A 23,860-nucleotide genomic window follows, 5' to 3' on the forward strand; every position below is an offset into this window, starting at 1 on the left:
CGCGGCCAGGCTCAGCGAAACAGTTCCAGGGCACGGTATTCCATTTCCTTGAGGTTGCGGCGCAGCTCCTCCTCATCGTCGAGGAACATGGCGTGGATGTAGAGCACCTTGCGGTCGTCGGAGACGTCCAGGCTCAGGGTGCCGGGGGTCAGGGAGATCAGGTTCGCCACCATGGTGATCTCGAGCTCGGTACGCGCCTCCAGGGGCATGGCGATCACCCCGGGCTTCATGTGCCAGGGCGGGGTCAGGATGTCGAAGGCCACCTTGAGGTTGGCCATCAAGAGCTCCTTGATGAAGAAGCCGATGAAGCCCAGGATCCTCGGGATACGCGCGGGATAGCCCTGCAGGGCCTCCACCTGGGGCTCGATCAGCACCAGGGCGATGAAGCCGAACACCAGCCCCACCACCAGGTTGAGGCCGGTGAAGTCGCCGCTCAGCACGACCCAGGCCAGGGCCAGCAGCAGGTTCCAGATGGCTCCGGTCATGGGCTTGCCTCCTCGCTTGCCGGCGCCTCGATGAGGGCCTCGCTGACATCCACGTTACCGCCCAGCACGGCCTCGATGTAGCCCTGGGGGTTCATCAGCTGCTCGCCGATGGTGTTCATCAGGCCCATCAGCGGCTCGGCGAAGACGCCGATCAAAAGCGACAGCGCCGCCAGCACCCCCACCGGCAGGGTCATCAGCCACAGGCTGGGCTTGACCATGCGGCCATCGTCGCCCACCACGGTCTCCTGCTCGGGCACCAGGTTCTCCTCGGGCAGCGCCTTCCAGAACACCTCGTTCCAGATCTTGACCATGGAGTAGAGGGTCATCAAGCCCACCGCCAGGGCGATGCCGGTGACCACGTAGGCCTCGGCCTCGATGCCGGCGCGCACGATCACGAACTTGGCGAAGAAGCCCGACAGCGGCGGGATGCCGGCCAGGGAGAAGGCGGAGAGGAAGAAGGCCACGGCGAGCCAGGGGCGCTCCTTGTAGAGCCCGCCCATCTTCTTGAGCTGGTAGGTGCCCTGCAGGCGCCGGGTGATGCCGCTGATCAGGAAGAGGTTGGTCTTGACCACGATGTTGTGCATCACCGCGAAGATGCCGCCGGCGATCGCCAGGGGCGTGTAGAGCGCCAGGCCCAGGATCATGTAGCCGATCTGGCTGACGATATGGAACGACAGGATGCGGCGGAACTCGTACTGGGCCGCCGCCCCCAGCACCCCGGTGACCATGGTCAGGGCCGCGCCCCAGATCAGCAGGTCCTGAGTGTAGTCCAGGGTCTCGTCGAACATCAGGGTGAAGACCCGGAACAGCGAGTAGACCCCCACCTTGGTGAGCAGGCCGGCGAACAGCGCCGACACCGCCACCGGCGGCGTGTGGTAGGAGGCCGGCAGCCAGAAGAACAGCGGGAAGGCCGCCGCCTTGATGCCGAAGGCCACCATGAACATCACCGCCAGCACCTCCACCATGCCCTGGTGCTCCGCCTCGTGGAGGCGCAGGGCGATGTCGGCCATGTTGAGGGTGCCTACCATGCCGTAGGTCAGGCCGATGGCGGTCAGGAAGATCACCGAGGCCAGCAGGTTGAGGGTCACGTACTTGATCGCCCCCTCCATCTGGGCCTTCTCGCCGCCGAGGATCAGCAGCGCGAAGCTCGCCACCAGCATCACCTCGAACCAGACGTAGAGGTTGAAGATGTCGCCGGTGAGGAAGGCACCGGCGACCCCGGCCAGCAGCAGGTGCATCAGCGGGTAGTAGCCGAACTTCTCGTGATCCGGCCCGGTGGAGGCCAGCGAGTAGACGGCCAGCGCCAGGCCGATCAGGGCGGTGAGCACGATCATCACCGCGCTGAGCATGTCGGCCACCAGGGTGATGCCATAGGGGGCCTCCCAGCCCCCCATCTGGATGGTCACGTAGCCATCCTGGTGCACCGAGGTGAACAGCCACAGCGAGACCACCAGCAGGGCCAGGTTGCCGGCCACGGCGGTGAAGCGTTGCATGGGCCGCGAGCGCCAGAAGAGCAGCGAGATGGCGCCCGACAGCAGCGGCAGGAGGACGGGAAGTGCGACTTCGGGCCTCACGTGTCGGTATCCTTCATCTTGTCCAGGTCATCGGCCTTGACGATCTCGTAGGCCCGGCGAATCAGCACCACGGCGAAGGCGAGCACGCCGAAGGCGATCACGATGGCGGTCAGCACCACCGCCTGGGGCAGCGGGTCGGCCACCGCCCCGGCGGGCGCCAGCATGCCCTCGGGAATCAGCGGCGGCGCCCCGCGGGTCATGCCCGCCGAGGTGAAGATCAGCAGGTTGGCGGCGTTCGACAGCAGCATCAGCCCGATCACCAGCTTGACGATGGAGCGACGCAGCATCAGGAAGATCGCGGCGGCATACATCATGCCGATGGCCAGCGCCATCACGGGTTCCATGGGGCATCTCCTGTCCGGTGGGCGGCGTTCTCAGGGCTCATCCTTGTCCACCTCCATCAGCGTCATCACCATGGTCAGCACCGAGCCGAGCACGGCCAGGTAGACGCCGATATCGAAGATCAGCGGCGTCGAGGCCTTGAAGTCGATGCCGGGAATCTCCCACCACTGGGCGGTGAGGAAGGCTTCGCCGACGAACCAGGCCGGCACCACCGAGATCATGCCCAGCAGCAGGCCCATGCCGATCAGGTCGCGGGGGTCGAGCATGCGCAGCACCTCCTTGGTGGCGCTGACCCCGAAGGCGAACAGGTAGAGGGTGAAGGCACCGGCGGCCACCAGGCCGGCGATGACGCCGCCGCCGGGCTCGTCGTGGCCGCGCAGCAGCAGGAAGATAGAGAACAACAGTTGCAGCGGCATCAGCATCCGTGCCGCCGTGTTGAGGATGATGGTGCCGGACTTAACCATCGGCGTTCTCCTTGGTCGCAGCACTCTTCTTCGGCTTCTCCGGGGCGCGCAGCTTGAGCATGGCGAAGACCCCGATGGCGGCCAGCGCCAGCACGAAGATCTCGCCCAGGGTATCCAGCGAGCGGTAGTCCACCAGAATCACGTTGACGATATTGCGCCCGTAGGCCAGCGGCGCGCTGTTGGCGATCATGTAGTCGGAGATCGGCACGAACTGGTCGATGCTCCAGGAGGTGAGCACCAGCAGGGTGATCAGCCCGCCCAGGCTGCCGGCCACGGCCACGTCGCGCACCCGCTCCAGGGGAGTGGAGAGGCTCGAGAAGCGCGGCAGGCGGAACAGCACCAGCACCAGCAGGATCACTGTCAGGGTCTCCACCAGCAGCTGGGTGATGCCGAGGTCGGGGGCGCTGAAGAGGATGAAGATCAGCGCGATGGAGAAGCCCATGATGCCCACCGAGACCACGGCGCCGAGCCGCGAGCGGGAGATGGTGGCGAACAGGGCGCCCATCACCATGGTGCCCACCACGATCGCCTCGTGGAACTGCACGTCCAGGGCGACATGGAACTGGGGCGCATGGCGCAGCAGCAGCGAGTTCCCGACCAGGGCGATCAGGGTGACGATCATCACCAGGATGTAGTTGCGCATGTAGCCGTTCTGCAGCACCCGGGTCTGCCACTCGGCGACCACTACCACGCCATCCATGAAGGCGTCGTAGCCGGCCTCCGGGCCCCGGGCGATGAGCGGGTCGAGGCGCGCCAGCCGCGCCCTGACGCGATCCCAGCGCTTGAACAGCAGGTAGCCCAGCGCCAGGCTGACCAGCGACATCAGAAGCGGCAGGTTGATGCCGTGCCACAGCGACAGCCTGACCTCCAGCGAGGTGCCGGCCACCGCCGAGGCGGCAGCGGTCAGAAGCCCGGTGCCGGCCAGGGCCGGCAGCAGGCCAAGCAGCAGCGAGAGCACGGCCAGTACCGCCGGCCCCAGCAGCATGGAGGCCGGGGCCTCGTGGGCCACCCGCGGGGTCTGGCGACGCTGGCCGAAGAAGGGCCGCAGCACCACGATGGCCGCCACGGCGATGGTCAGGATCGCCGCGGAGAAGGCAAGCAGCAGGATCAGCCACCGCCAGGCGCTCGCCTCGAGCACCGACTCGAACATCAGCTCCTTGCCGATGAAGCCGAACAGCGGTGGCACCCCGGCAAGCGACAGCGCCGCCACCATGGCCACCACCGCGGTGATCGGCATCAGCGGCCTCAGGCCGCCCATGGCGGTGACGTCCTTGGTGCCGGTCTCGTGGTCGAGGATGCCGGCCACCATGAACAGCGCCCCCTTGTAGAGGGAGTGGGCGAGCAGGAAGGTGACGAAGGCGATCAGCGCCCCCTCGGTGCCGATGCCCAGCAGCATGGTCAGGGTGCCCAGCGCCATCACCGTGGAGTAGGCCAGCAGCTTCTTGATGTTGGTGTGGCGGATGGCCAGGAAGGCGCCGGTGAACATGGTCAGCGCCCCCACCACCGAGAGGGTTACCGTCCACAGCTCGGTGCCGCCCAGGCTCGGCTGCAGGCGCGCCAGCAGGTAGATGCCCGCCTTGACCATGGTGGCCGAGTGCAGGTAGGCCGAGACGGGGGTGGGCGCCGCCATGGCGTTGGGCAGCCAGAAGTGGAAGGGAAACTGGGCCGACTTGGTGAAGGCGCCCAGCAGCAGGCAGATCAGCAGCGGCGTGTAGAGGTCATGGTCGCGCAGCACGTCGTCCATGGCATTGAGCTCGGAAAGCGACCAGCTGCCGCCGGCCACCCCCAGCATCGCCAGGCCCGCCATCAGCGCCAGCCCCCCCGCCACGGTGACGAAGAGCCCCTGGCGGGCCGACTTGCGCGCCTCCAGATCGGTATGGTTGAAGCCGATCAGCAGGTAGGAGGTGATGCTGGTCAGCTCCCAGAAGACGAACAGGGTGAAGAGACCGTCGGCCAGCACCAGCCCCAGCATGGAGACCATGAAGGCGAGGATCGCCAGGTGGAAGCGCACCAGGTCCGGGTGCCCCTTCAGGTAGCCCCCGGCGTAGATCAGCACGAAGGTGCCGATGCCGGTCACCAGCAGGGCAAACAGCATCGAGAGGCCGTCGACCACGAAGGTCAGGCTCATGCCGAGCGACGGCACCCACTCCATGGCGAACACCAGGGTCTCGCCGGCCATCACCGCCGGCAGCTGGGTCAGGAACCAGAGCGCCAGGGCGGCGGGGAAGGCGGCCAGGAAGAAGCTGGTACGGTCGCCGAACCAGCGATGGAAGAGCGGCGCCAGCGCGGCCAGCAGGAATCCCGATAGCACGGCGAATTGCATCAAGGTCACTCTCCTGGTCGGGTTCGTTCGAAGGTCCAAGGTTCGCAGATCGGGCCCAGCTGACCCAGGTCAGCATTCGCCTAATGGATGACGCGGCGCAGCACCCCGGAGCCTGTTTATCAATAGAGAAAGCCTATAGACTCTCGCCGGCGAGTGGCAAGAACGGGCCACATATCACCTTAAACGAAAGTCGGCATTGTATCATTAGTGAATGATTATCATGCAAATTTTCGCCGTGCCCGGTTGCCGCACACCAGCGCCTCGATCCCCCACCAGGGCATCGAGATGAACACGAGCCGGGCGGTGACGTGGCTGCCCGGGCCACAGCGCACCCCGTACCCCCGGTGCCCGGCCTGGCCAGTTGTGCCCCCGCCATTGCGTGGATGAGCAAACCGATGGCACTGATGTGGATTCCCCTCCTCACCCTGCTCGGCGCCCTGGTGCCGATATCCACCTCTCGCCACGGTCGACGCCTCTGCGTTCTCGCCACCCTGATCGTTCCCCTGCTCGCCCTGGGCCTGGTGCTTGCCCAGGCCCCGGCGGTGATCGACGGTGAGGTGGTCCGCGCCTCCCTTGCCTGGATGCCCCTGCTGGGCCTCGACCTGGCGCTGCGCATCGACGGCCTGACGCTGCTGTTCGCGCTGCTGATCCTCGGCATCGGCAGCCTGATCCTCTTCTACGCCGGCCACTACCTGAGCGCCGACGAGGACGACGGTCGCTTCCTCTCCTACATGATGCTGTTCATGACCGCCATGATCGGCATCGCCATGGCGGACAACCTTATCCTGCTGTGGCTCTTCTGGGAGCTGACCAGCGTCTCCTCCTTCCTGCTGATCGGTTTCTGGGGCCACAGGAGCGACGCCCGCCGCGGTGCGCGCATGGCGCTGGCGGTCACCGGCGCCGGCGGCCTGGCGCTGCTCGCCGGCCTGCTGCTGATCGGCAACGTGGTGGGCAGCTTCGCCATGGCGGACGTGCTGGCCGCCGGCGACGTCATCCGCGCCTCGGCGCACTACCCGCTGATCCTGGCGCTGGTGCTGTTCGGCGCCTTCACCAAGTCGGCCCAGTTCCCCTTCCACTTCTGGCTGCCCCACGCCATGGCGGCGCCCACCCCGGTCTCCGCCTTCCTGCACTCGGCCACCATGGTCAAGGCCGGGGTCTTGCTGATGGCCCGGCTCACCCCGGCGCTGGGCGACAGCACGCTGTGGGCAGTATCGCTCTCCCTGGTGGGCCTCGCCACCATGCTCTATGCCGCCTGGTTCGCCCTCCTGGAGCGCGACCTCAAGGGCATCCTGGCCTTCTCCACGGTGAGCCACCTGGGCCTGATCACCCTGCTGCTGGGGCTGGGCAGCCCGCTGGCCATCGTCGCCGCGGTGTTCCACATCCTCAACCACGCCACCTTCAAGGCGGCGCTGTTCATGAGCGTGGGCATCATCGACCTCGAGACCGGCACCCGTGACATCGACCGCCTGGGCGCCCTGTGGTCGATGATGCCGCTCACCGGCACCATGGTGATCCTGGCGGGCTCCGCCATGGCGGGCTTTCCCCCCTTCAACGGCTTTCTCTCCAAGGAGATGCTCTTCGAGCAGAGCCTGCTCAACAACGTGCTGGGGGCGCTGAGCGCGCTGATCCCGCTGCTGGTGATGGTGGCCGCCACCCTCTCGGTGGCCTATTCGCTGCGCCTGATCTGGAGCCTGTTCTTCGCCGCCCCCAAGCTGACCCGGGAACAGAAGGCCCAGCCGCCCCTCGAGGCCCATGACCCGGCCCGCGGCATGCTGGCCCCGGGCCTGTTCCTGGCCGCCATGAGCCTGGCGGTGGGTCTCTTCCCCATGACCCTGGCCGCACCCCTGGTCAACGCCGCCAGCCTCGCCGTCCAGGGCGACACCACCCCGCTGATCTCCCTGGCGCTGTGGCACGGCCTCAACCTGCCCCTGGCCATGAGCCTGGTAGCGGTGATCGCGGGCGTGCTGGTGCTGCGCCAGCACCGCCGGCTGGCCGCCATCGCCGCCCTGTTCCCCGCGCGGGACGCCGGGCGCATCTTCGAGGCCGCCGTGCTGAGGGTGATCAAGGCCGCGCTGTGGCTCACCCAGCGCCTGGAGAACGGCTCCCTGCAGCGCTACCAGGCGCTGCTGCTGCTCACCGCCCTGGCCATGGTGGCCGTGGGCCTGACCCGCCTCGACGCCCTGACCGGCCCGCTGGGCCTGCAGCCGGTGGACGGCATGCTGGTGCTGGGGGCGGCACTGATCGTCTTCGGTGCCATCGGCAGCGCCCTGAGCCACCGCTGGCGGCTGGTCTCGCTGCTGATGCTCTCGGTGGTGGGCCTCACCGTCTCGCTCACCTTCGTGCGCTTCTCCGCCCCCGACCTGGCGCTGACCCAGCTCTCGGTGGAGGTGGTGTCGATGATCCTCTTCATCCTGGCGCTCTTCTTCCTGCCCCAGCGCCCTCCCCTGCTGGTCTCGAGCCGACGGATCCTGCGCGACCTGCTGCTGGCCGTGTCGCTGGGCCTGGTGGTGGCGATGCTCAACTATGCGCTGCTGACCCGGGAGACGATCTCGATCGCCGACTACTTCCTGCGCGAGGCGGTGCCCGGCGGCGGCGGCACCAACGTGGTCAACGTCATCCTGGTGGACTTCCGCGGCTTCGACACCCTGGGGGAGATCACCGTGCTGACCCTGGCGGGCCTGGCCACCTTCAAGCTGCTCAACCGCAACCGCATGCGGCTGTTCAAGCCGGCGGGCAACCTGGAGGGCATCCGCTGGTCGCGCCACCGCCACCCGATGATCCTCGCCGTGGTGGCCCAGATCCTGCTGCCGCTCGCCCTGCTGGTGTCGGTCTACATCTTCCTGCGCGGCCACAACCAGCCCGGCGGCGGCTTCATCGCCGGCCTGATCACCGCCGTGGCGCTGATCCTGCAGTACATGGCCCGCGGCCACGACTGGACCCGCGAGCGCCTGCCGATCTCCTACTCGGTGGTGGCGGTCTCGGGCCTGGCCGTCGCCGTGGCCACCGGCCTTGCCAGCTGGCTGTTCGGCTACCCCTTCCTCACCTCCGCCTTCGGCCACTTCCATCTCCCGCTGATCGGCGAGATCGAGCTGGCCTCGGCGATGCTCTTCGACGTGGGCGTCTACCTGGCCGTGGTCGGCGCCACCCTGATGATCCTGATCAACCTGGGCCGGGTCACCACGATCCATCGCCCGACGCTGGAGGAACGCTGATGGAAGCCCTCTTCTCGCTGGTGGTCGGCGTGCTCACCGCCAGCGGCATCTACCTGCTGCTGCGCGGGCGCACCTTCCCGGTCATCGTCGGCCTCGCCCTGCTCGGCTATGCGGTAAACCTCTTCCTCTTCTCCACCGGCGGCCTGCACACCCACGCCGCGGCGGTGATCGGCGAGTCGATCAGCCCCGCCGACCCGCTGCCCCAGGCGCTGGTGCTCACCGCCATCGTCATCGGCTTCGCCATGACCGCCTTCGTGGTGATCCTGGCGATCCGCGCGCGCAGCGAGCTGGGCAGCGACCACGTCGATGGGCAGTCCGGTGAAGCGGGAGACGCGAAATGATGCAGCACCTGATCACCCTGCCGGTGCTGATCCCGATGATCGGCGCCATGGCGCTGCTGCTGGCCAGCCAGGCCAGCGACACCCGGCGGCGCCAGCTGAGCGTGGCGCTGTGCGCGGCCCAGGTGCTGGTCAGCGCCTGGCTGCTGCATGGCGCCGCCGGCGGCGGGCTGCTCTTCTATGCCCTGGGCAACTGGCATGCCCCCTTCGGCATCGTGCTGATGCTGGATCGGCTCTCCGCGCTGATGCTCGTCCTTACCGCGGTGCTGGCGCTGGGCTGCGTGCTTTTCGCCAGCGCCGGCGAGGACGCCCGGGGCAGCAACTTCCATGGCCTCTTCCAGCTGCAGCTGATGGGGCTCAACGGGGCCTTCCTGACCGGCGACCTGTTCAACCTCTTCGTCTTCTTCGAGATCCTGCTGCTGGCCTCCTATGCCCTGCTGATGCACGGCGGCGGCAAGGAGCGCATCGGCGCCGGTCTGCACTACGTGATCCTCAACCTGGCGGGCTCGGCGCTCTTCCTGGTGGCGCTGGGGGTGCTCTACGGCGCCACCGGCACCCTCAACATGGCCGACATGGCGCGTCGTGTCGCGGTGATGTCCGGCGACCAGGCGGCGCTGGTGACCGCCGGCGCCCTGCTGCTGATCGTGGTGTTCAGCCTCAAGGCCGCCCTGCTGCCCCTCTACTTCTGGCTGCCACGCACCTATGCCGCCGCCCCGGCGCCGGTGGCCGCGCTGTTCGCCATCATGACCAAGGTGGGGCTCTACGCCATCCTGCGGGTGCAGTCGCTGATCTTCGGCGAGTCGCCCGCCGCCGAGGCGATCACCGCCTGGCTGTGGTGGTCGGGGCTGGCCACCATCGCCCTGGCCGGGGTCGGCGTGCTGGCGGCCCGGGACCTGCGCACCCTGGTGGCCTACCTGGTGCTGGTCTCGGTGGGCACCCTGCTGGCCGGCCTGGCCCTGGGCTCCGTGGACGCCGTCGGCGCCCTGCTCTACTACCTGCCCCACACCACCCTGGCGTGCGGGGCGCTCTACCTGATCGCCGAGCTGATCGGCCAGCAGCGCGGCAAGGCGGGCACCCGCCTGGTGCGCGGCCGCCGCCTCTATCAGCGCCATCTGCTGGGCGGCATGTTCCTGGTCGCCGCCGTGGCGGTGGCCGGCCTCCCCCCCCTGGCCGGCGCCCTGGGCAAGCTGCTGCTGATGCAGGCCACCGAGGGAAGCGCCCGGCTGTGGCTCTGGCCCCTGCTGCTGCTGGCCGGCCTCTGCGCGCTGATCGCCATGTCCCGCGCCGGCTCGGTATTCTTCTGGGCCAGCTACAAGGGCGAGGTGGAGAGCGGCCGAGTCTCCCGGCCGCAGCTGGCGGGCGTGCTCTGGCTGCTGGCCAGCGCCCCGCTGCTGGTGGGCTTCGCCGGCCCGGTCAGCGACTACGCCCGTGATACCGCCGAACAGCTGGCCGCGCCCCAGGTCGTGGTCTCCCGGCTGCTCGGTGAATCCCCGGCCCTGCAGTTCGGCCGGCACACCATCGACGAGGGAGAGTCACCATGAGAGCCATGGGTCGCCTGTTGCCCACCCCCACCCTGTCGCTGGTGCTGCTGGTCGTCTGGCTGCTGCTGGTGCGCAGCATCGCACCGGGCCAGCTGCTCCTCGGCGCCGCCCTGGCGGTGGGCATCCCGCTGCTCACCCGCGGCTTCTGGGAGCCGCTGCCCCAGGTCAGGCACCCCCTCAAGCTGGCCTGGTTCGTGCTGGTGGTGCTCTACGACATCGTCAAGGCCAACATCCATGTCAGCCTGCTGATCCTGTCACCGAAGCGTGAGCCCCACCCAGGCTTCATCGAGTACCCCCTGCAGGTCAAGGAACCGCTGACCATCACCCTGCTGGCCAACACCATCACCATGACCCCGGGGACCGTCTCCACCAATATCCGCCTGGACCGCTCATCGCTGCTGATCCATGTGCTCGACATGGAGGATGAGCAGGCGCTGGTGCGCGAGATACAGGAGCGCTACGAGCGCCCGCTCAAGGAGATCTTCGAATGCTAGAGACCGCGCTGATGATCAGCCTGGGCCTGATCGTGGCGGCCATGGCCATGAACGTGCTGCGCCTGGCCAGGGGGCCCGACGTGCCCGACCGCCTGCTGGCCCTGGACACCCTGTACGTCAACTCCATCGCGCTGATCGTGCTGCTGGGGCTGTGGCTCAACACCAAGACCTACTTCGAGGCGGCGATCCTGATCGCCATGCTGGGCTTCGTCGGTACCATGGCCATCTGCCGCTACCTGCTGCGCGGCGACATCATCGAGTGAGGAGGCACCCATGAGCTTCACCCTGCTGGCCGAAGGCGTCGTCGCCTTCCTGCTGGTGGCAGGCGGCGTGTTCGCCTTCACCGGCTCCCTGGGCATGCTGCAGTTCAAGGACTTCTTCATGCGCCTGCACGGCCCCACCAAGGGCACCACCCTGGGGATCGGCTGCGTGCTGATCGCCTCGATGCTCTACTTCACGGTGACCCAACGGGAGTTCCACGTGCAGGAGCTGCTGATCACCCTGTTCCTCTTCATCACCGCGCCGGTTACCGGCCATATGCTGGCCAAGACCGGGCTGCACATGCACCTGCGCTTCACCACCGGGACCCGCGGCTCGCTGCCGGAGCTGCGCGACGAGGACGTCGGCCAGAGCCGGGTGGCGCGACCCGCCAAGGCGCGCCACCCGTGGCGCACCCGCCAGTCACGCCAGAGGTCTCGCCAGAAGTCCCGCCTGCCCCGCTGATACCGGCACACCGCCCGGCGGCCCTCAGGCCCCGGGCGCTACCCAGCCGGAGAGCTCGTTGCCGATGATGGCGAGCAGCGCCGCGATATGGTCGTCGCGGGCATTCAGGCAGGGCACGTAGGTGAAGGTCTCCCCCCCCGCGGCCAGGAAGGCGTCGCGGATCTCCTCCTCGATCTCCTCCAGGGTCTCCACGCAGTCGGCGGAGAAGGCCGGCGAGATCACCGCGATATGCTTCTTCCCCTGACGGGCCAGCTCGGCCACGTGCTCCACGGTCTGGGGGCCGACCCACTCCTCGGGGCCGAACTGGGACTGAAAGGCGGTCTGGATCGCCTCGCCCTCCCAGCCCAGCGCCTCGCGCAGCAATCGCGTGGTCTTCTGGCACTGGCAGTGGTAGGGGTCGCCCTCCATCAGGAAGCGCTTGGGCACCCCGTGGTAGGAGGCCACCAGCACCTCGGGCGGCGTCGCCGCGGCCTCGTAAGCCTCGCGCACCGTAGCGGCCAGCGCCTCGATGTACTGGGGGTGTTCGAAGTAGGCGGGCACGGTACGCAGGGCCGGCTGCCACTTGAGCTGCATCAGGGTGCGAAAGGCCTGGTCGTTGGCGGTCGCCGTGGTGGGCGAGGCGTACGGGGGGTAGAGCGGGAAGAATAGGATCTTCTCGCAGCCCGCGGCCTGCATGCGCTTCAGCACGCTGTCGGTGGAGGGGTTGCCGTAGCGCATGCAGAAGTCGACCATCACCTGCTCGCCGTAGCGCGCCGCGAGCCCCTCGGCCACCTTGCGGGTCTGCTCCCGGGTCGTGGTCAAAAGCGGGCTCTCGTCCTTCTCGGTGTTCCAGATGCTCCGATAGGCCTCGCCGGACTTGAAGGGCCGCCGCGCCAGGATGATCAGCTGCAGCAGCGGCTGCCACTTCCAGCTCGGGTAGTCCACCACCCGCTTGTCGGAGAGAAACTCGCTGAGGTAGCGGCGCATGGACCAGTAGTCGGTGGCGTCCGGGGTGCCCAGGTTGGCCAGCACCACGCCGACTCGGGCGCGCCGAACGGGCGGATGGTCGCTGGGCGCATGGGCCAGGCGGCCCTCGCCGGGACGGTCCATGGCCTGGCTGGCCGAATCCTTGGTCTCAGTGGTCATGGGGGGGCTCCTTGGTCGATGCGCACGAAGTGATGAGATGCGGCTAGTGTATCAGGCCGCTCGCCCGACGGGGGATCGAGTTGTACTATCAGATACATTTGTACAGCTTGAGGTAAACCCCGTGAATCGACGCCCCGCCCTCTCCGCCACGCCGCCGGTCATCCTCTATCACGACGGCCACTGCCCGCTCTGCCAGCGGGAGGTGGCCTGGCTGGCGCGCCATCCGCGGCGCGAGCGCGTGGCCCTGGTGGACATCCAGGCAGCGGAGTTCGACGCCACGGCGCTGGGGCGTACCTTCGAGGCGATGATCGGGCGGTTGCACCTGAGGGATGCCGAGGGGCGCTGGTTCATCGGCATGGATGCCAGCCGGGCGCTCTACGCCGTGCTGGGGTATCGGCGGCTGGTCTGGTTGAGCAGCCTGCGGGGGGTGGCGCCGGTGATGAACGCGGGGTATCGCTGGTTTGCCCGCCGCCGGGTGCGCCTGGGGCGCTGGCTGGAGGGTCGGCGGCGGAAACGGTAGGCGGGAAAACGAAGAGGGCGCCCCTCGATGGTGCGGGGGCCGGATGGAGGGCCTAGAAGACCAGCGCATGCGCGCGAGGAGAGCGGGTCGTGGTAGTGGGCGTCGCGGCCGACCACCTCGTCGTGAGGCACGTACTGCACCAGATAGGCGCGATGGATGCCGGCGCGCTTGAGCTCGAGATAGACGTCGTCGAGGGCGCGGAAGAGCACCGGCTTGCCCTGGCGGGTCAGCATGTGGCGCTGCCCCTCGATATCCTCCAGCTCCACCTGATAGAAGCGGCTGCCGGCATGACCGATGACACGGATCTCGTAGTTGTCGTGATGGGCCGCGAAGGCCTTGAGGTCCTTGAATTCCATGCTTCCCTCCCGGGTATCTTGTGATTGCAGTTCCGAACAGCCTGAGGCCACAGCGTGACGCCTGGATGACGGCTGCATGTCGAGACTATGACCATCGAGACCCGGGAGGGTTCCGCAAGTTACTGATAGCTGGAGGGATCGATCGCCTTGCCCAGGGAGTTGCGGTCGATCCACTTGCCCGCCTTGGTCTCCTTGTAGCGAAACACCACGCTGTCGCCGACCTGCACCGGCAGTTCGGCGTCCTCGGTCTGGTAGCTGTAGGCCTCGCCCTCCACCACCAGGTGGTAGCGATAGAGGTCGGGCATGCCCAGCCACTCCTTGAAGGGGCCTTCACGCTCCAGGGACTGGAGCTCGCCGCGCGCCTGTAGCTTGGGGGTACGCTGCCGACTGCCGCGCCGAAATCCGCCTGCCATGCTGCCTCCTCGATTCTCACTGCCCGGCTCGATTTGCCCGGGCCTGGGGGGTTGGCATTATACGGCCCCGCTCGCCGGGCTCAAGCCGGGCGCCTCGGCCTACTCGCCGAAGGTGTCGCCGTAGCTGTCCGGGGCCAGGTCCTCGAAGCGGGTGTACTTGCCGATGAAGGCCATGTGCACCGTGCCGATGGGGCCGTTACGCTGCTTGCCGATGATCAGTTCGGCGAGGCCCTGGTTGTCGGGGTTGTCCGGGTTGTAGACCTCGTCGCGATAGACGAAGGCGATGACGTCTGCATCCTGTTCGATGGCGCCGGAGTTATGAGTGACGATGCCGTCGGCCAGCCAGCAGGCATTGCCGGGCACCGTCAGGTCGAAGACCTCCTCCTCTCCCTCGGCCACGATCTCGACGATACGATCCCAGAAGAGGTCGTCTTCCAGGCGGGACTTCAGCGCCTCTTCATCCAGCAACTGCGCGTAACTTGCCAGGGTCGTGCGCGAAGGAGCGAAGCCGAAGTGCGAGCTGCCGCCATAAGACGTCCCTCGCAGGCGCGCCATCTCCCGCTGACTGACGCCGCGTTCTGCCATCAGGGCCTTGACCTCCCGGAAGGCCTCACGGGGAAGGGTGTCGATATTGGTATTGGGGATGACACCGGCCAGATGCGCCAGCAGCTCGGCGGCACGAGCCTGCTGCTCGCCGAACGCGCCGACGCGCTCCAGGAAGCGGCGCTGCGGCTCGACCCCCGAGATATCCGCGGTGAACCAGCCCTCACCACCCTTCGCAACGATATGCTTGATCCTGGCCTGAATACCGAAGCGTAGCAGCAGGGCCGCCACATCATCGACCAGGCGGCGGCTGGCGGTGCTGAAATAGATGCGCCCGCGCCCCCGGGCACTCAGGGTGATGCTGCCATCGGTCGCCCACAGGTGACGCAGGAAGAGCGCCAGCTGATCATCATCGAGGCGGAAGATACCTTCGGGAAGGTGTTTCTCCCGGGAGCGCTGGCCGAAGATACCCAGCGCCTTGAGCCACTTTCCCACCCCCGCCGGGTGCCAGCGATTGCCGTTGCCGGCAATCACCAGCTGGTGCCAGCAGCCGCGCCCGGGATGACGGCTGACTCGGGAGCCGAGCGCTTCGGCGGCTTCCGTCACCGCCCGGCTGTTGGCCTCGCTGGCGGTGGTATAACGCAGCGGTTGGCCGGAGACATAGCTGCCATCCCCCACCAGATGGGCCAGCAGGATCAATGCCTCGTCATCCCAGCGCTCGGGGCGCGCAGGCGCCGGCAGATGGCTGGCCAGGGCCAGGCGGTCCCCCTCTCCCAGCTCCGACAGCGTCTTCCAGCCCTCCCAGGCCCGCAGCCGGTGCTCGGCGGTGCAGCGCAGAGTCCGCCCGCTGGCCAGGCGCACACGCCACACGGGGCGCCGCCCCACCGGCCACACCTTGTCGCTGGCCGCCGGCTCCAGACGTCCGGCGGCATTGACCGACCACAGCCGCGGCGTCTGCCCCACCAGCTCCGCGATGGGGCGGCGCGTGCCATCGGTCAGCATGACCAGGGTGTCGCCGGTCACGCACTCACGCAGGTCCGACATCACCGGGCGCTTGTTGGGGCGCTGCTCCAGGGAGCGGTTGAGCTGGGAGAGCGCCACCACCGGGCAGCCGAACTCCTTGGCCATGCCCTTGAGCGAGCGGGAGATCTCGGAGATCTCCCCGGTGCGGTTCTCGGAGAAACCGGGAATCTGCATCAGCTGCAGGTAGTCGATCATCACCAGACCGACGTTGCCGTGCTCGCGCACCACCCGCCGGATGCGCGAGCGCATCTCGTTAGGGGAGAGCGCCGCGGTGTCGTCGATGAACAGCTGCTTGTCCTTGAGCAGGTTCACCGCCGAGGTGAGCCGCGGCCAGTCCTCGTCCTCCAGCTGGCCGGTCCGCACCCGGGTCTGGTCGATGCGCCCCAGCGACGAGAGCATGCGCAGCATCAGCGACTCGGCGGGCATCTCCATGGAGAAGACCATCACCGGACGGTCGCTGGCGATCACCGCATGCTCCACCAGGTTCATGGCGAAGGTGGTGTTGTGGACGCAGACATCCTCGGCGACGAAGTTATGGGTCCCGTCCACGGTCAGGTCATAGACCTGCTGATGCCCCAGAGGGGTGATCTCGACGATCTCGTCCCAGTAGAGGTCCGAGTCGGCCAGGTTCGCCAGGTACTCATCCTCCAGCACAGCGGCGAGCTCCGCCGCGCGCGCCCGCGACAGGCAGCGCTCGCTGCCGCCGCTGAGGTGCAGATTACCACCCTCGGGCAGCCGGCGACCGGCCGCTTCGAACAGGTGACGCCAGGAGCGCTCTCCCTTGATCGCCTTCACATAGCGATTGACCGAGCGCGGAAGGCTGTCGCGATTGCTGTGATGCCGCTTGCCGCCCAGACACGCCTGGACCTCGGCTAGCCGTGACTCCTTGCCAAAGATCCCGATCTCGGCGACAAAGGTCTCGATGCTGGCGCGGTCGAGAATCTCCAGCTCCCAGGGCAGGCAGTCAGGACTGGCCTTGGCGTGGGGCTTCTCACGCACCTTGGCCAGGATGCCGAAGCGCAGCAGCAGGTGCTGCACCTCACGGATCAGTTCCCGGCTGGATGAGGCGTAGCTGACCCTGGCCTGGCCGCTGGCCTGCACGAAGGCGCTGCCGTCACAGGCGAAAAGCCGGTTGAGGAAGAGTGCCAGCAGCGGCTTCTCGAGGCGGAAGATTCCGGCAGGCATCCGCTTTGCGGTGGCTTTCATCCCCCATACCCCATGGGCCTCCAGGAAGCGCCGCATCGGGCTGCTGGCATTCTTCGCCGCCCGGGCGTAGTCGTCCACTTCGAGCTCGGCCGGCGGAACCTCCAGTACGTGGCAGAGCCGCCCGAAGGTTGCCTCGGCGGGCATGGCCCGGCCCTGGCACCAGCCACTCACCGCCGCCTTGCTGACGTTGAGCGCACCCGCCAGGACCTCCCCGGTCATCCCGGCCCGAGCCAGGGCCCCGCGAAGCGCCCTGCCGAAGGCCTCGCGTGCCGTCACCAGGGCCTGGGGCTCACGGCTCACACGCAGGGCGGGAGTGCGCCCGGCGCTCTCCACCGGCCGGCACACCAGCCCGGGAAAGGCCGCCACCGCCTCGTCGAACTCCGCGCGCAGGCGCGGGTCGGCGTTGGTGAAGAGCGCATTGGTCTGGGTCGTGCCGCCGTCCGCGATCATGTAGGCCAGCACCTTCACCTGATGCTCCGGCAGGCGCTCCCGGCCGAAGACCGGCAACCGCCTCGGCACGGCCACACGCTCCCCTACCGCGAGGCGCTCCAGAGGCTGCCAGCCGTCGCCCGTCAAGAAGGGGTGCGTAAGGGTCGTGCAGATCTCGCGGCCCAGCGCCGTGCGAACCCGGAAGACGGGCTTGCACCCATCATCCACGAAGGCGCTGGCGCACGCCGGCGCCAGACGAAAGTCATCACCCAGAGAGAGCAGGTCGGCCTGCTGTCGGGCCACCAGCTCATCGATGGTGACCAGCGCACCGCTGGCCGGGTCCACCAGGCGCGAGCCGGCCATGATGCATTTGCCCATGGAGGGCCGCCCCGCGATGATCACCAGGTCCGAAGGCTGCAGGCCCGAGGTCATCTCGTCCAGGTCGCGGAAGCCGGTGGAGAGCCCGGTCATCTCCCCCTTCATGTTGAAGAGCTCGTCGATGCGATCCACCGCCTTGGCGAGCAGCTCGCTCATGCCGATGGGCCCGCCCGACTTGGGGCGCTCCTCGCTGATCTGGAACACCAGCCGCTCGGCTTCGTCGACCAGCTCGTCCGCCGGCCGCCCCTGGGGGCTGAAGGCGCCGTCGGCGATCTGGCTGGCGGCGCGGATCAGCTTGCGCAGGGTGGCGCGCTCGCGAACGATATCGGCGTAAGCGCGGATGTTGCTGGCCGAGGGGGTGTTGCGGGCCAGCTCGGCGAGGTAGGCGAGCCCCCCCACGGTATCGAGCTGGTCGCGCCCCTCGAGCGCCTCGGAGAGGGTCACCACGTCCAGCGGGCGGGCCGCCTCGGCCAGCCCCGCCATGACGTTGAAGATCAGCCGGTGCTCGTAGCGGTAGAAGTCGTCGGCCACCAGACGGTCGGCGACGTTGTCCCATGCCTGATTGTCGAGCATCAGGCCACCCAGCACCGACTGCTCCGCCTCCAGCGAGTGGGGCGGCACCTTGAGGGCGGCGGTTTCCTTGTCGTGCTCGAGGAGCTCGTTCATGGCGAGGGGCACCTGGGTAACGCGGGGAGCTCATTCTACCCCAGGCCGCTGGCTCTGCCAGCGGCCGAAAAAGACGCAGGGGCGCGAGGATCTCTCCTCGCGCCCCTGGTGTCGCCCCGCAGGGCGATGGCGGACCGGTGTTACTCGGCCACGACCACCACGCGCACGGTGGCGTCGACTTCCGCATGCAGCTGCAGGTGGATGTCGTATTCGCCGGTGGCGCGGATCGGGCCTTCCGGCATCTTCACTTCGCTCTTGGCCACATCGAAGCCGGCAGAGGCGATGGCCTCGGCCAGGTCGCGGGGACCGATGGAGCCGAACAGCTTGCCCTCGTCGCCGGCCTTGGCGACCAGGGAGAGTTCGATCTCGTTGAGCTGGGCGGCACGCGCTTCGGCCTCGGCCTTGCGCTCGGCGGCCTGGGCCTCGAGCTCGGCGCGCTGGGCCTGGAAGGCCTCGATGTTGTCCTTGGTGGCCGGCACGGCGAGGCCGTAGGGCACCAGGTAGTTGCGGCCGTAGCCAGGCTTGACGGTGACCTGGTCGCCCAGGCCGCCGAGCTTGCCGATATTGTCGAGCAGAATGACTTCCATCTCGTTAACCTCTTGTCAGTTGCGGCTGGCCAGGCGCCCGCGGATATCCGCGAAGACGTCGATGAAGGCCAGCAGCAGCACAATCAGAATCATGGGCCAGGTGGTGATCAGCAACACATAGAAGAGGATCAGCCACAGCCCGTTCATCCCTTTCAGTCCGATATAGCCGTGTACCAGCGCGATGCCGGCGACCAGCAGCGGGATCCACAGCAGCATGCCCAGGCCGACGAGGCCCATCACGCCGCCGACCACCCCGAGCACCACCAGCACGGCGAGCTCGCGGGGCGTCAGGCGCAGGGCGTGGAACTCCTCGCGGAATCCCCCGGGGTTGTAGACCCCCGCCTGCCAGCTGCGCGCCAGGGCCAGGCAGGCCACGGCGGCGACCAGCACCACGAGCCCGGTGATGCCACCGATCAGCATCCCGGCCAGCTGCTCGGTATCGAGCCCCTGGCTGGTCAACTCGCTGAGCAGGCGCTCCACCTCGGGCGAACCCTGGCGAAGCTGCTCCAGCATGGGGCCGGCCCCGCCCGGCGGCAGGAAGACGCCGAGCTGGATCATCCCCGCGCCGACCAGGGCGCCGGTGATCAGCGCCTCGCTCCAGCGCATGCGGGAGCGCAGCACGATCGCCATCAGCGTGACCAGCAGCACGCTGGTCAACGGGATGACGTCGCCCTGGGCCCACCACCATCCGGCCGGCAGCCCGGCCGCCACGATCACCGGCAGCGCCGGGGAGAGACCGCGACGCAGGGTGACCAGGGCCGCGATGGCGGCCCCCAGCCAGAACAGCCACGGAATCAGCGTGGAGAGGGCGGCCCCGCCGACGGCATAGGGCGTTCCCCGCATCATCCAGCGGGCGATCGCGAGCATCACGCCAGCCGCTTACTGGTGGCTATCGGTGTAGGGCAGCAGGGCCAGGTAGCGGGCGCGCTTGACGGCGGTGGCCAGCTGGCGCTGATAGCGAGCCTTGGTACCGGTGATACGGCTGGGAACGATCTTGCCGGTCTCGGTGATGTAGGCCTTGAGGGTGTCCAGATCCTTGTAATCGATCTGCTTCACGCCCTCGGCGGTGAAACGACAGAACTTGCGGCGACGGAAAAAGCGTGCCATGTGAAGACTCCTTCAGACGTGCGATGGGTGAGATCAGGCGGTTTCGGCGCGGGGCTTCTCGTCGCGACGGGCGCGCTTCTCTTCCACCGGCTTCATCATCGGGGAAGCTTCAGTGATCGCTTCCTTGCAACGCACCACCAGGCTGCGCAGGATGGCGTCATTGAAGCGGAAGATGTTCTCGATCTCGTCGAGGGTCTCGCCTTCGCACTCGACGTTCATCAGCACGTAGTGGGCCTTGTGGATCTTGTTGATCGGGTAGGCCAGGTGACGACGACCCCAATCCTCGAGACGATGCACGGTACCGCCGTTCTCGGTGACGAGGCTGGTGTAGCGCTCGACCATGGCAGGAACCTGCTCGCTCTGGTCCGGGTGGACCATGAACACGATTTCGTAGTGACGCATGGAATCTCCTTGCGGTTTGGCAGCTTCCGCGGGAGACCTGAGCTCCGGGGAAGCAAGGAGGTGATAACGGAAAAACACGAGCGCCCGTTCGATGGACGAACGGGCGCAGGTATTCTAGGGAGTGCGGGGCGAGATAGCAAGCGGCGGCGCGTCAGCCACGACGCTGGCGGACCGCCTCGAACAGGCAGATGCCGGTGGCCACCGAGACGTTGAGGCTCGACACGCTGCCGGCCATGGGCAGCTTGACCAGCTGGTCGCAGGCCTCCCGGGTGAGGCGGCGCATGCCCTTGCCCTCGGCGCCCATCACCAGGGCCGTAGGGCCCGCGAGGTCGGCCTCATAGACCAGCGCCTCGGCCTCCCCGGCGGTGCCGGTGATCCACACGCCGAGCTCCTTGAGCCTGGCCAGGGCCCGGGCCAGGTTGGTGACCTGGTAGACGGGCACGCTCTCGGCGGCGCCGCAGGCCACCTTGCGCACCGTGGCATTGAGCGGGGCCGCCTTGTCCTTGGGCACGATCACGCCGTGCACCCCGGCGGCGTCGGCGCTGCGCAGACAGGCCCCGAAGTTGTGCACGTCGGTGACACCATCCAGCACCAGCAGCAGCGGCGGCTCCTCCCGGGACCAGTCCTCCAGCCGGAACCACAGCTCCGCCTCGCCGGCGAAGGCCAGCGGCGTGGTGAAGGCGACGATGCCCTGGTGGGCCGCCCCCTGGGCCAGCCGGTCGAGCTCGTCACGAGGGCGGGCCTGGATGCGGGCGCCGCGACCGGCGGCCGCCTCCACCAGCTCGGCGAGGCGGCCGCCGGCGCTACCCTCCTGGACCCACAGCTCCCTTGGCGCTTCACCGCGCTCGAGCAGGGCGCGCACCGCGTGCACGCCGAACACGGCCTCGAGGCCGCCGGGTGTGCCGGAGTTGCCGCCGACGGGGCGGCGGGATCGCTTCTGTTTCATCGCATTCATCCACGCAGGGAAACGAGCAGGGGCGCCAGCGGCAGGCCGCCGGCGCCCCTCACGGATCGGACTCGCTCAGCGGCGCGAGCGTCGGCGGCGACCGCCACCGCGCTTCTTGCCGTCGCCCTCCTCCGCCCGGCCAGCGCCTGCCGCGGCCGGCCCGCCACCGGCCCGGGCCTGCCCCTTGTCCGGGGCCTCATCGCCCTTGCCGCGACGGCGAGGCGCACGCTTGGGGCGAGGCTTGTCGTCGGCCAGGGCGAAGTCGATCTTGCGATCGTTGAGGTCGACCCGGGCCACCTGCACGCTGACGCCATCGCCCAGCCGGTAGCTCATGCCGCTGCGCTCGCCCTTGAGGCGATGCTTCTCCGGCTCGTAGTGGTAGTAGTCGGAGGGAAGCGAGGTGACGTGCACCAGGCCCTCGACATAGACCTCGTCGAGACGCACGAAGATGCCGAACTGGGTGACCGAGGCGATGGTGCCGTCGAAGACCTCGCCCAGCTTGTCGGACATGAACTCGCACTTGAGCCAGTCCTCGACGTCGCGGGTGGCATCGTCGGCGCGGCGCTCGGTCATGGAGCAGTGCTCGCCGAGCTCGAGCATCTGCTCGAAGGTATAGGGGCACCACTTGCTGGGCGGCTCCACCTTGGCGTCGTCGGCGCGCAGCACCGTGTTGGTCTGGCGCGGGCCGCGGATCACCGAGCGGATGGCGCGGTGCACCAGCAGGTCGGGATAGCGGCGGATCGGCGAGGTGAAGTGGGCGTAGGCCGGATAGGCCAGGCCGAAGTGGCCCTCGTTCTGGGGCGAGTAGACCGCCTGGCTCATGGAGCGCAGCATCACCGTCTGGATGACGTCGGCATCCGGCCGCCCGCGAATCGCCTCGGCCAGGTCACGGTAGTGCTGGGGGGTCGGCTCGTCGCCGCCGCCCACCGAGAGCCCGAGCTCGGCGAGGAACAGCCGCAGCTTGTCGAGGCGCTCCGGCGAGGGGCGCTCGTGGATGCGATAGAGGGCCGGCAGGTCGTGCTTGTCGAGGAAACGCGCCGTGGCCACGTTGGCCGCCAGCATGCACTCCTCGATGATCTTGTGGGCGTCGTTGCGGCTGCGCGGCACGATCTTCTCGATCTTGCGCTCTTCGTTGAAGACGATGGCGGTCTCGGTGGTCTCGAAGTCGATGGCCCCGCGGGCCTCCCTCGCCTCGCGCAGCACCCGGTAGAGCGCGTGCAGGTTCTTGAGTGAGGGCACCAGCTCCCGGTACTCCTCGCGCAGCGCATCCCCTGCGGAATCGTCCTCGTCGAGGATCGCCGCCACCTTGTTGTAGGTGAGGCGCGCATGGGACTGGAACACCGCCTCATAGAAACGGTAGCGGCTGATGGTGCCGCTCTGGGAGATGTTCATCTCGCAGACCAGCGCCAGGCGGTCGACGGCCGGATTGAGCGAACAGAGCCCGTTGGAGAGCAGCTCCGGCAGCATCGGCACCACCTGCCCCGGGAAGTAGACCGAGTTGCCGCGGCGAATCGCCTCCTGGTCCAGGGCACTGCCCGGACGCACGTAGTGGGAGACGTCGGCGATGGCCACCAGCAGCTTCCAGCTGCCGGACTTGGTCTTCCAGGCGCAGACCGCGTCGTCGAAGTCCTTGGCGCTCTCGTCGTCGATGGTGACCAGCGGCACGTCGCGCAGGTCGATGCGGTGGTGCTTGTCCGCGTCCACCACCTCGGCGGACATGCCGGCGATCTGGTCGTGGACCTCCGGCGGGAACTCGGCAGGAATCTCGTAGCTGCGGATGGCGATATCGATCTCCATCCCGGGATCCATTCGCTCGCCGAGCACCTCGACCACTTCGCCCACCGGCTGCACCCGGGTCTCGGGCTGCTGGACGATCCTTGCCGAGATCACCTGGCCATCCTTCGCCCCGCCGCAGGCGCTGTGCGGGATGATCACCTCCTGGGTGATGCGGGGGTTCTCCGGGATCAGCACCCCGAACTCGGGCGTGTTCTCGCGGTAGACGCCGACGATGGTCTGGGTGTTGTGGGAGAGTACCTCGGCGATGGTCGCCTCGTCGCGGCCACGGCGGTCGCGACCGCTGATGCGCGCCAGCACGTAGTCGCCGTGAAAGACCCGGCGCATCTGGCGCGGCGGCAGCACCAGATCCGGCTTCTTTCCATCCTCGCGGATCAGGAAGCCGAAGCCGTCGCGGTGGCCGAGCACCTTACCGCGGATCAGGTCGAGCTTGTCGATCAGCGCATAGGCACCGGCGCGGTTGCGCAGCACCTGGCCATCACGCTCCATGGCGGCCAGGCGGCGGCGGACCGCCTCCTCGAGGTCCTCGTCATCGAGGCCCAGCAGGCGGCTCATCTTCTCGTGGGTGATCGGCTTGCCATACTCCTCGAGCCGGGCGAGCAGGTACTCGCGGCTGGGAGCAGGATTGTCGTACTTGTGGGCCTCGCGGCTGGCGTGCGGGTCGTCGCTGAGCGTCCAGTGGGTCATGCGGAGAGCATCCTTGGCAGGGTCGGGGACGGCAGGAAGGAGAAGGCGCACGAGCGCCGCGGGCATGGAATCTTGCTGATAGGGTCTATTGTCATGGCCGCAGTATAGCGCTGCGGGCGCCACCACCCAACCTCGGCATGCCGCCAGGCCCCGGCACGGTGGCGAAAGGCGTCGCGAAAAAA

At 68.1% G+C, this 23,860-nt stretch carries 21 protein-coding genes and 1 pseudogene; 7 read left to right on the forward strand and 15 right to left on the reverse strand.

Annotation, left to right across the window (positions count from 1 at the left end):
- Positions 1–11: 11 nt before the first annotated feature.
- The 5 genes from B6N23_RS06615 to B6N23_RS06635 are packed head-to-tail and all read right to left on the reverse strand — an operon-like array spanning position 12 to position 5,188.
- Positions 12–485, reverse strand: coding sequence for a Na+/H+ antiporter subunit E (locus B6N23_RS06615; protein WP_305503072.1), 474 nt, complete (start codon positions 483–485; stop codon positions 12–14).
- Entirely contained in the window at positions 482–2,059 is a 1,578-nt protein-coding gene (locus B6N23_RS06620) for a Na+/H+ antiporter subunit D (protein WP_110068512.1), read from the reverse strand. The genes B6N23_RS06615 and B6N23_RS06620 overlap by 4 nt, the downstream gene beginning before the upstream one ends.
- Entirely contained in the window at positions 2,056–2,403 is a 348-nt protein-coding gene (locus B6N23_RS06625; protein ID WP_110068511.1) for a Na+/H+ antiporter subunit C, read from the reverse strand. The genes B6N23_RS06620 and B6N23_RS06625 overlap by 4 nt, the downstream gene beginning before the upstream one ends.
- A 30-nt stretch (positions 2,404–2,433) precedes the next feature.
- Entirely contained in the window at positions 2,434–2,865 is a 432-nt protein-coding gene (locus B6N23_RS06630) for a Na+/H+ antiporter subunit B (RefSeq protein ID WP_305503074.1), read from the reverse strand.
- Entirely contained in the window at positions 2,858–5,188 is a 2,331-nt protein-coding gene (locus tag B6N23_RS06635; RefSeq protein ID WP_305503729.1) for a putative monovalent cation/H+ antiporter subunit A, read from the reverse strand. Before B6N23_RS06635 ends, B6N23_RS06630 begins: the two co-directional genes overlap by 8 nt.
- Positions 5,189–5,583: 395 nt before the next feature.
- On the opposite strand from B6N23_RS06635, the gene B6N23_RS06640 reads away from it, so the two are divergent.
- From B6N23_RS06640 to B6N23_RS06665, 6 genes are read left to right on the forward strand one after another with little or no spacing between them, the layout of a single operon-like run.
- The gene (locus tag B6N23_RS06640; RefSeq protein WP_305503076.1) at positions 5,584–8,400 is read left to right on the forward strand and encodes a monovalent cation/H+ antiporter subunit A; all 2,817 of its coding nucleotides are present in this window, start codon (positions 5,584–5,586) and stop codon (positions 8,398–8,400) included.
- A complete protein-coding gene (locus tag B6N23_RS06645; protein ID WP_119021949.1) occupies positions 8,400–8,741 on the forward strand; it encodes a Na+/H+ antiporter subunit C in 342 nt (113 codons plus the stop codon). Before B6N23_RS06640 ends, B6N23_RS06645 begins: the two co-directional genes overlap by 1 nt.
- Positions 8,738–10,279: a monovalent cation/H+ antiporter subunit D gene (locus tag B6N23_RS06650; RefSeq protein WP_302141157.1), complete on the forward strand. Its 1,542-nt coding sequence runs from the start codon at positions 8,738–8,740 to the stop codon at positions 10,277–10,279. Before B6N23_RS06645 ends, B6N23_RS06650 begins: the two co-directional genes overlap by 4 nt.
- Entirely contained in the window at positions 10,276–10,773 is a 498-nt protein-coding gene (locus tag B6N23_RS06655) for a Na+/H+ antiporter subunit E (RefSeq protein ID WP_119021951.1), read from the forward strand. The genes B6N23_RS06650 and B6N23_RS06655 overlap by 4 nt, the downstream gene beginning before the upstream one ends.
- Positions 10,767–11,036 (forward strand): K+/H+ antiporter subunit F, encoded by a 270-nt coding sequence (locus B6N23_RS06660; protein ID WP_119021952.1) that lies wholly within the window; start codon positions 10,767–10,769, stop codon positions 11,034–11,036. The genes B6N23_RS06655 and B6N23_RS06660 overlap by 7 nt, the downstream gene beginning before the upstream one ends.
- A gap of 10 nt (positions 11,037–11,046) precedes the next feature.
- Complete coding sequence (locus B6N23_RS06665) at positions 11,047–11,496, forward strand: Na+/H+ antiporter subunit G (protein ID WP_302141150.1); 450 nt, start codon at positions 11,047–11,049, stop codon at positions 11,494–11,496.
- A gap of 24 nt (positions 11,497–11,520) precedes the next feature.
- On the opposite strand, the gene hemH is transcribed toward B6N23_RS06665, so the two are convergent.
- Entirely contained in the window at positions 11,521–12,621 is a 1,101-nt protein-coding gene (gene hemH / locus B6N23_RS06670; protein WP_305503084.1) for a ferrochelatase, read from the reverse strand.
- 121 nt (positions 12,622–12,742) lie between these two features.
- Here hemH and B6N23_RS06675 point away from each other — a divergent pair, with 121 nt between their 5' ends.
- Complete coding sequence (locus B6N23_RS06675; RefSeq protein WP_305503086.1) at positions 12,743–13,141, forward strand: thiol-disulfide oxidoreductase DCC family protein; 399 nt, start codon at positions 12,743–12,745, stop codon at positions 13,139–13,141.
- Between the two features lie 155 nt (positions 13,142–13,296).
- Here B6N23_RS06675 and B6N23_RS06680 read toward each other — a convergent pair.
- The 9 genes and pseudogenes from B6N23_RS06680 to rnr all read right to left on the reverse strand — a co-directional run.
- A pseudogene (locus B6N23_RS06680) lies at positions 13,297–13,575 on the reverse strand (hypothetical protein); the annotation flags it as partial.
- A 41-nt stretch (positions 13,576–13,616) separates the two neighbouring features.
- Positions 13,617–13,910, reverse strand: coding sequence for a hypothetical protein (locus tag B6N23_RS06685; protein WP_305503088.1), 294 nt, complete (start codon positions 13,908–13,910; stop codon positions 13,617–13,619).
- A gap of 99 nt (positions 13,911–14,009) precedes the next feature.
- A complete protein-coding gene (dnaB, locus tag B6N23_RS06690; protein WP_369425019.1) occupies positions 14,010–18,155 on the reverse strand; it encodes a replicative DNA helicase in 4,146 nt (1,381 codons plus the stop codon).
- Between the two features lie 140 nt (positions 18,156–18,295).
- The gene (gene rplI / locus B6N23_RS06695; protein ID WP_169957542.1) at positions 18,296–18,742 is read right to left on the reverse strand and encodes a 50S ribosomal protein L9; all 447 of its coding nucleotides are present in this window, start codon (positions 18,740–18,742) and stop codon (positions 18,296–18,298) included.
- 15 nt (positions 18,743–18,757) lie between these two features.
- The gene (locus tag B6N23_RS06700; protein WP_305503091.1) at positions 18,758–19,609 is read right to left on the reverse strand and encodes a hypothetical protein; all 852 of its coding nucleotides are present in this window, start codon (positions 19,607–19,609) and stop codon (positions 18,758–18,760) included.
- 12 nt (positions 19,610–19,621) lie between these two features.
- Positions 19,622–19,849: a 30S ribosomal protein S18 gene (gene rpsR / locus B6N23_RS06705; protein ID WP_023004506.1), complete on the reverse strand. Its 228-nt coding sequence runs from the start codon at positions 19,847–19,849 to the stop codon at positions 19,622–19,624.
- Between the two features lie 33 nt (positions 19,850–19,882).
- Positions 19,883–20,251, reverse strand: coding sequence for a 30S ribosomal protein S6 (gene rpsF / locus B6N23_RS06710; protein ID WP_119021961.1), 369 nt, complete (start codon positions 20,249–20,251; stop codon positions 19,883–19,885).
- Between the two features lie 151 nt (positions 20,252–20,402).
- Complete coding sequence (gene rlmB / locus B6N23_RS06715; protein ID WP_305503099.1) at positions 20,403–21,197, reverse strand: 23S rRNA (guanosine(2251)-2'-O)-methyltransferase RlmB; 795 nt, start codon at positions 21,195–21,197, stop codon at positions 20,403–20,405.
- 75 nt (positions 21,198–21,272) lie between these two features.
- A complete protein-coding gene (gene rnr / locus B6N23_RS06720) occupies positions 21,273–23,678 on the reverse strand; it encodes a ribonuclease R (RefSeq protein WP_305503101.1) in 2,406 nt (801 codons plus the stop codon).
- Between the last annotated feature and the right edge of the window lie 182 nt (positions 23,679–23,860).

The sequence above is a fragment of the Halomonas alkalicola genome, assembly GCF_030704205.1.
GTDB classification, from domain to species: Bacteria; Pseudomonadota; Gammaproteobacteria; order Pseudomonadales; family Halomonadaceae; genus Halomonas; species Halomonas alkalicola.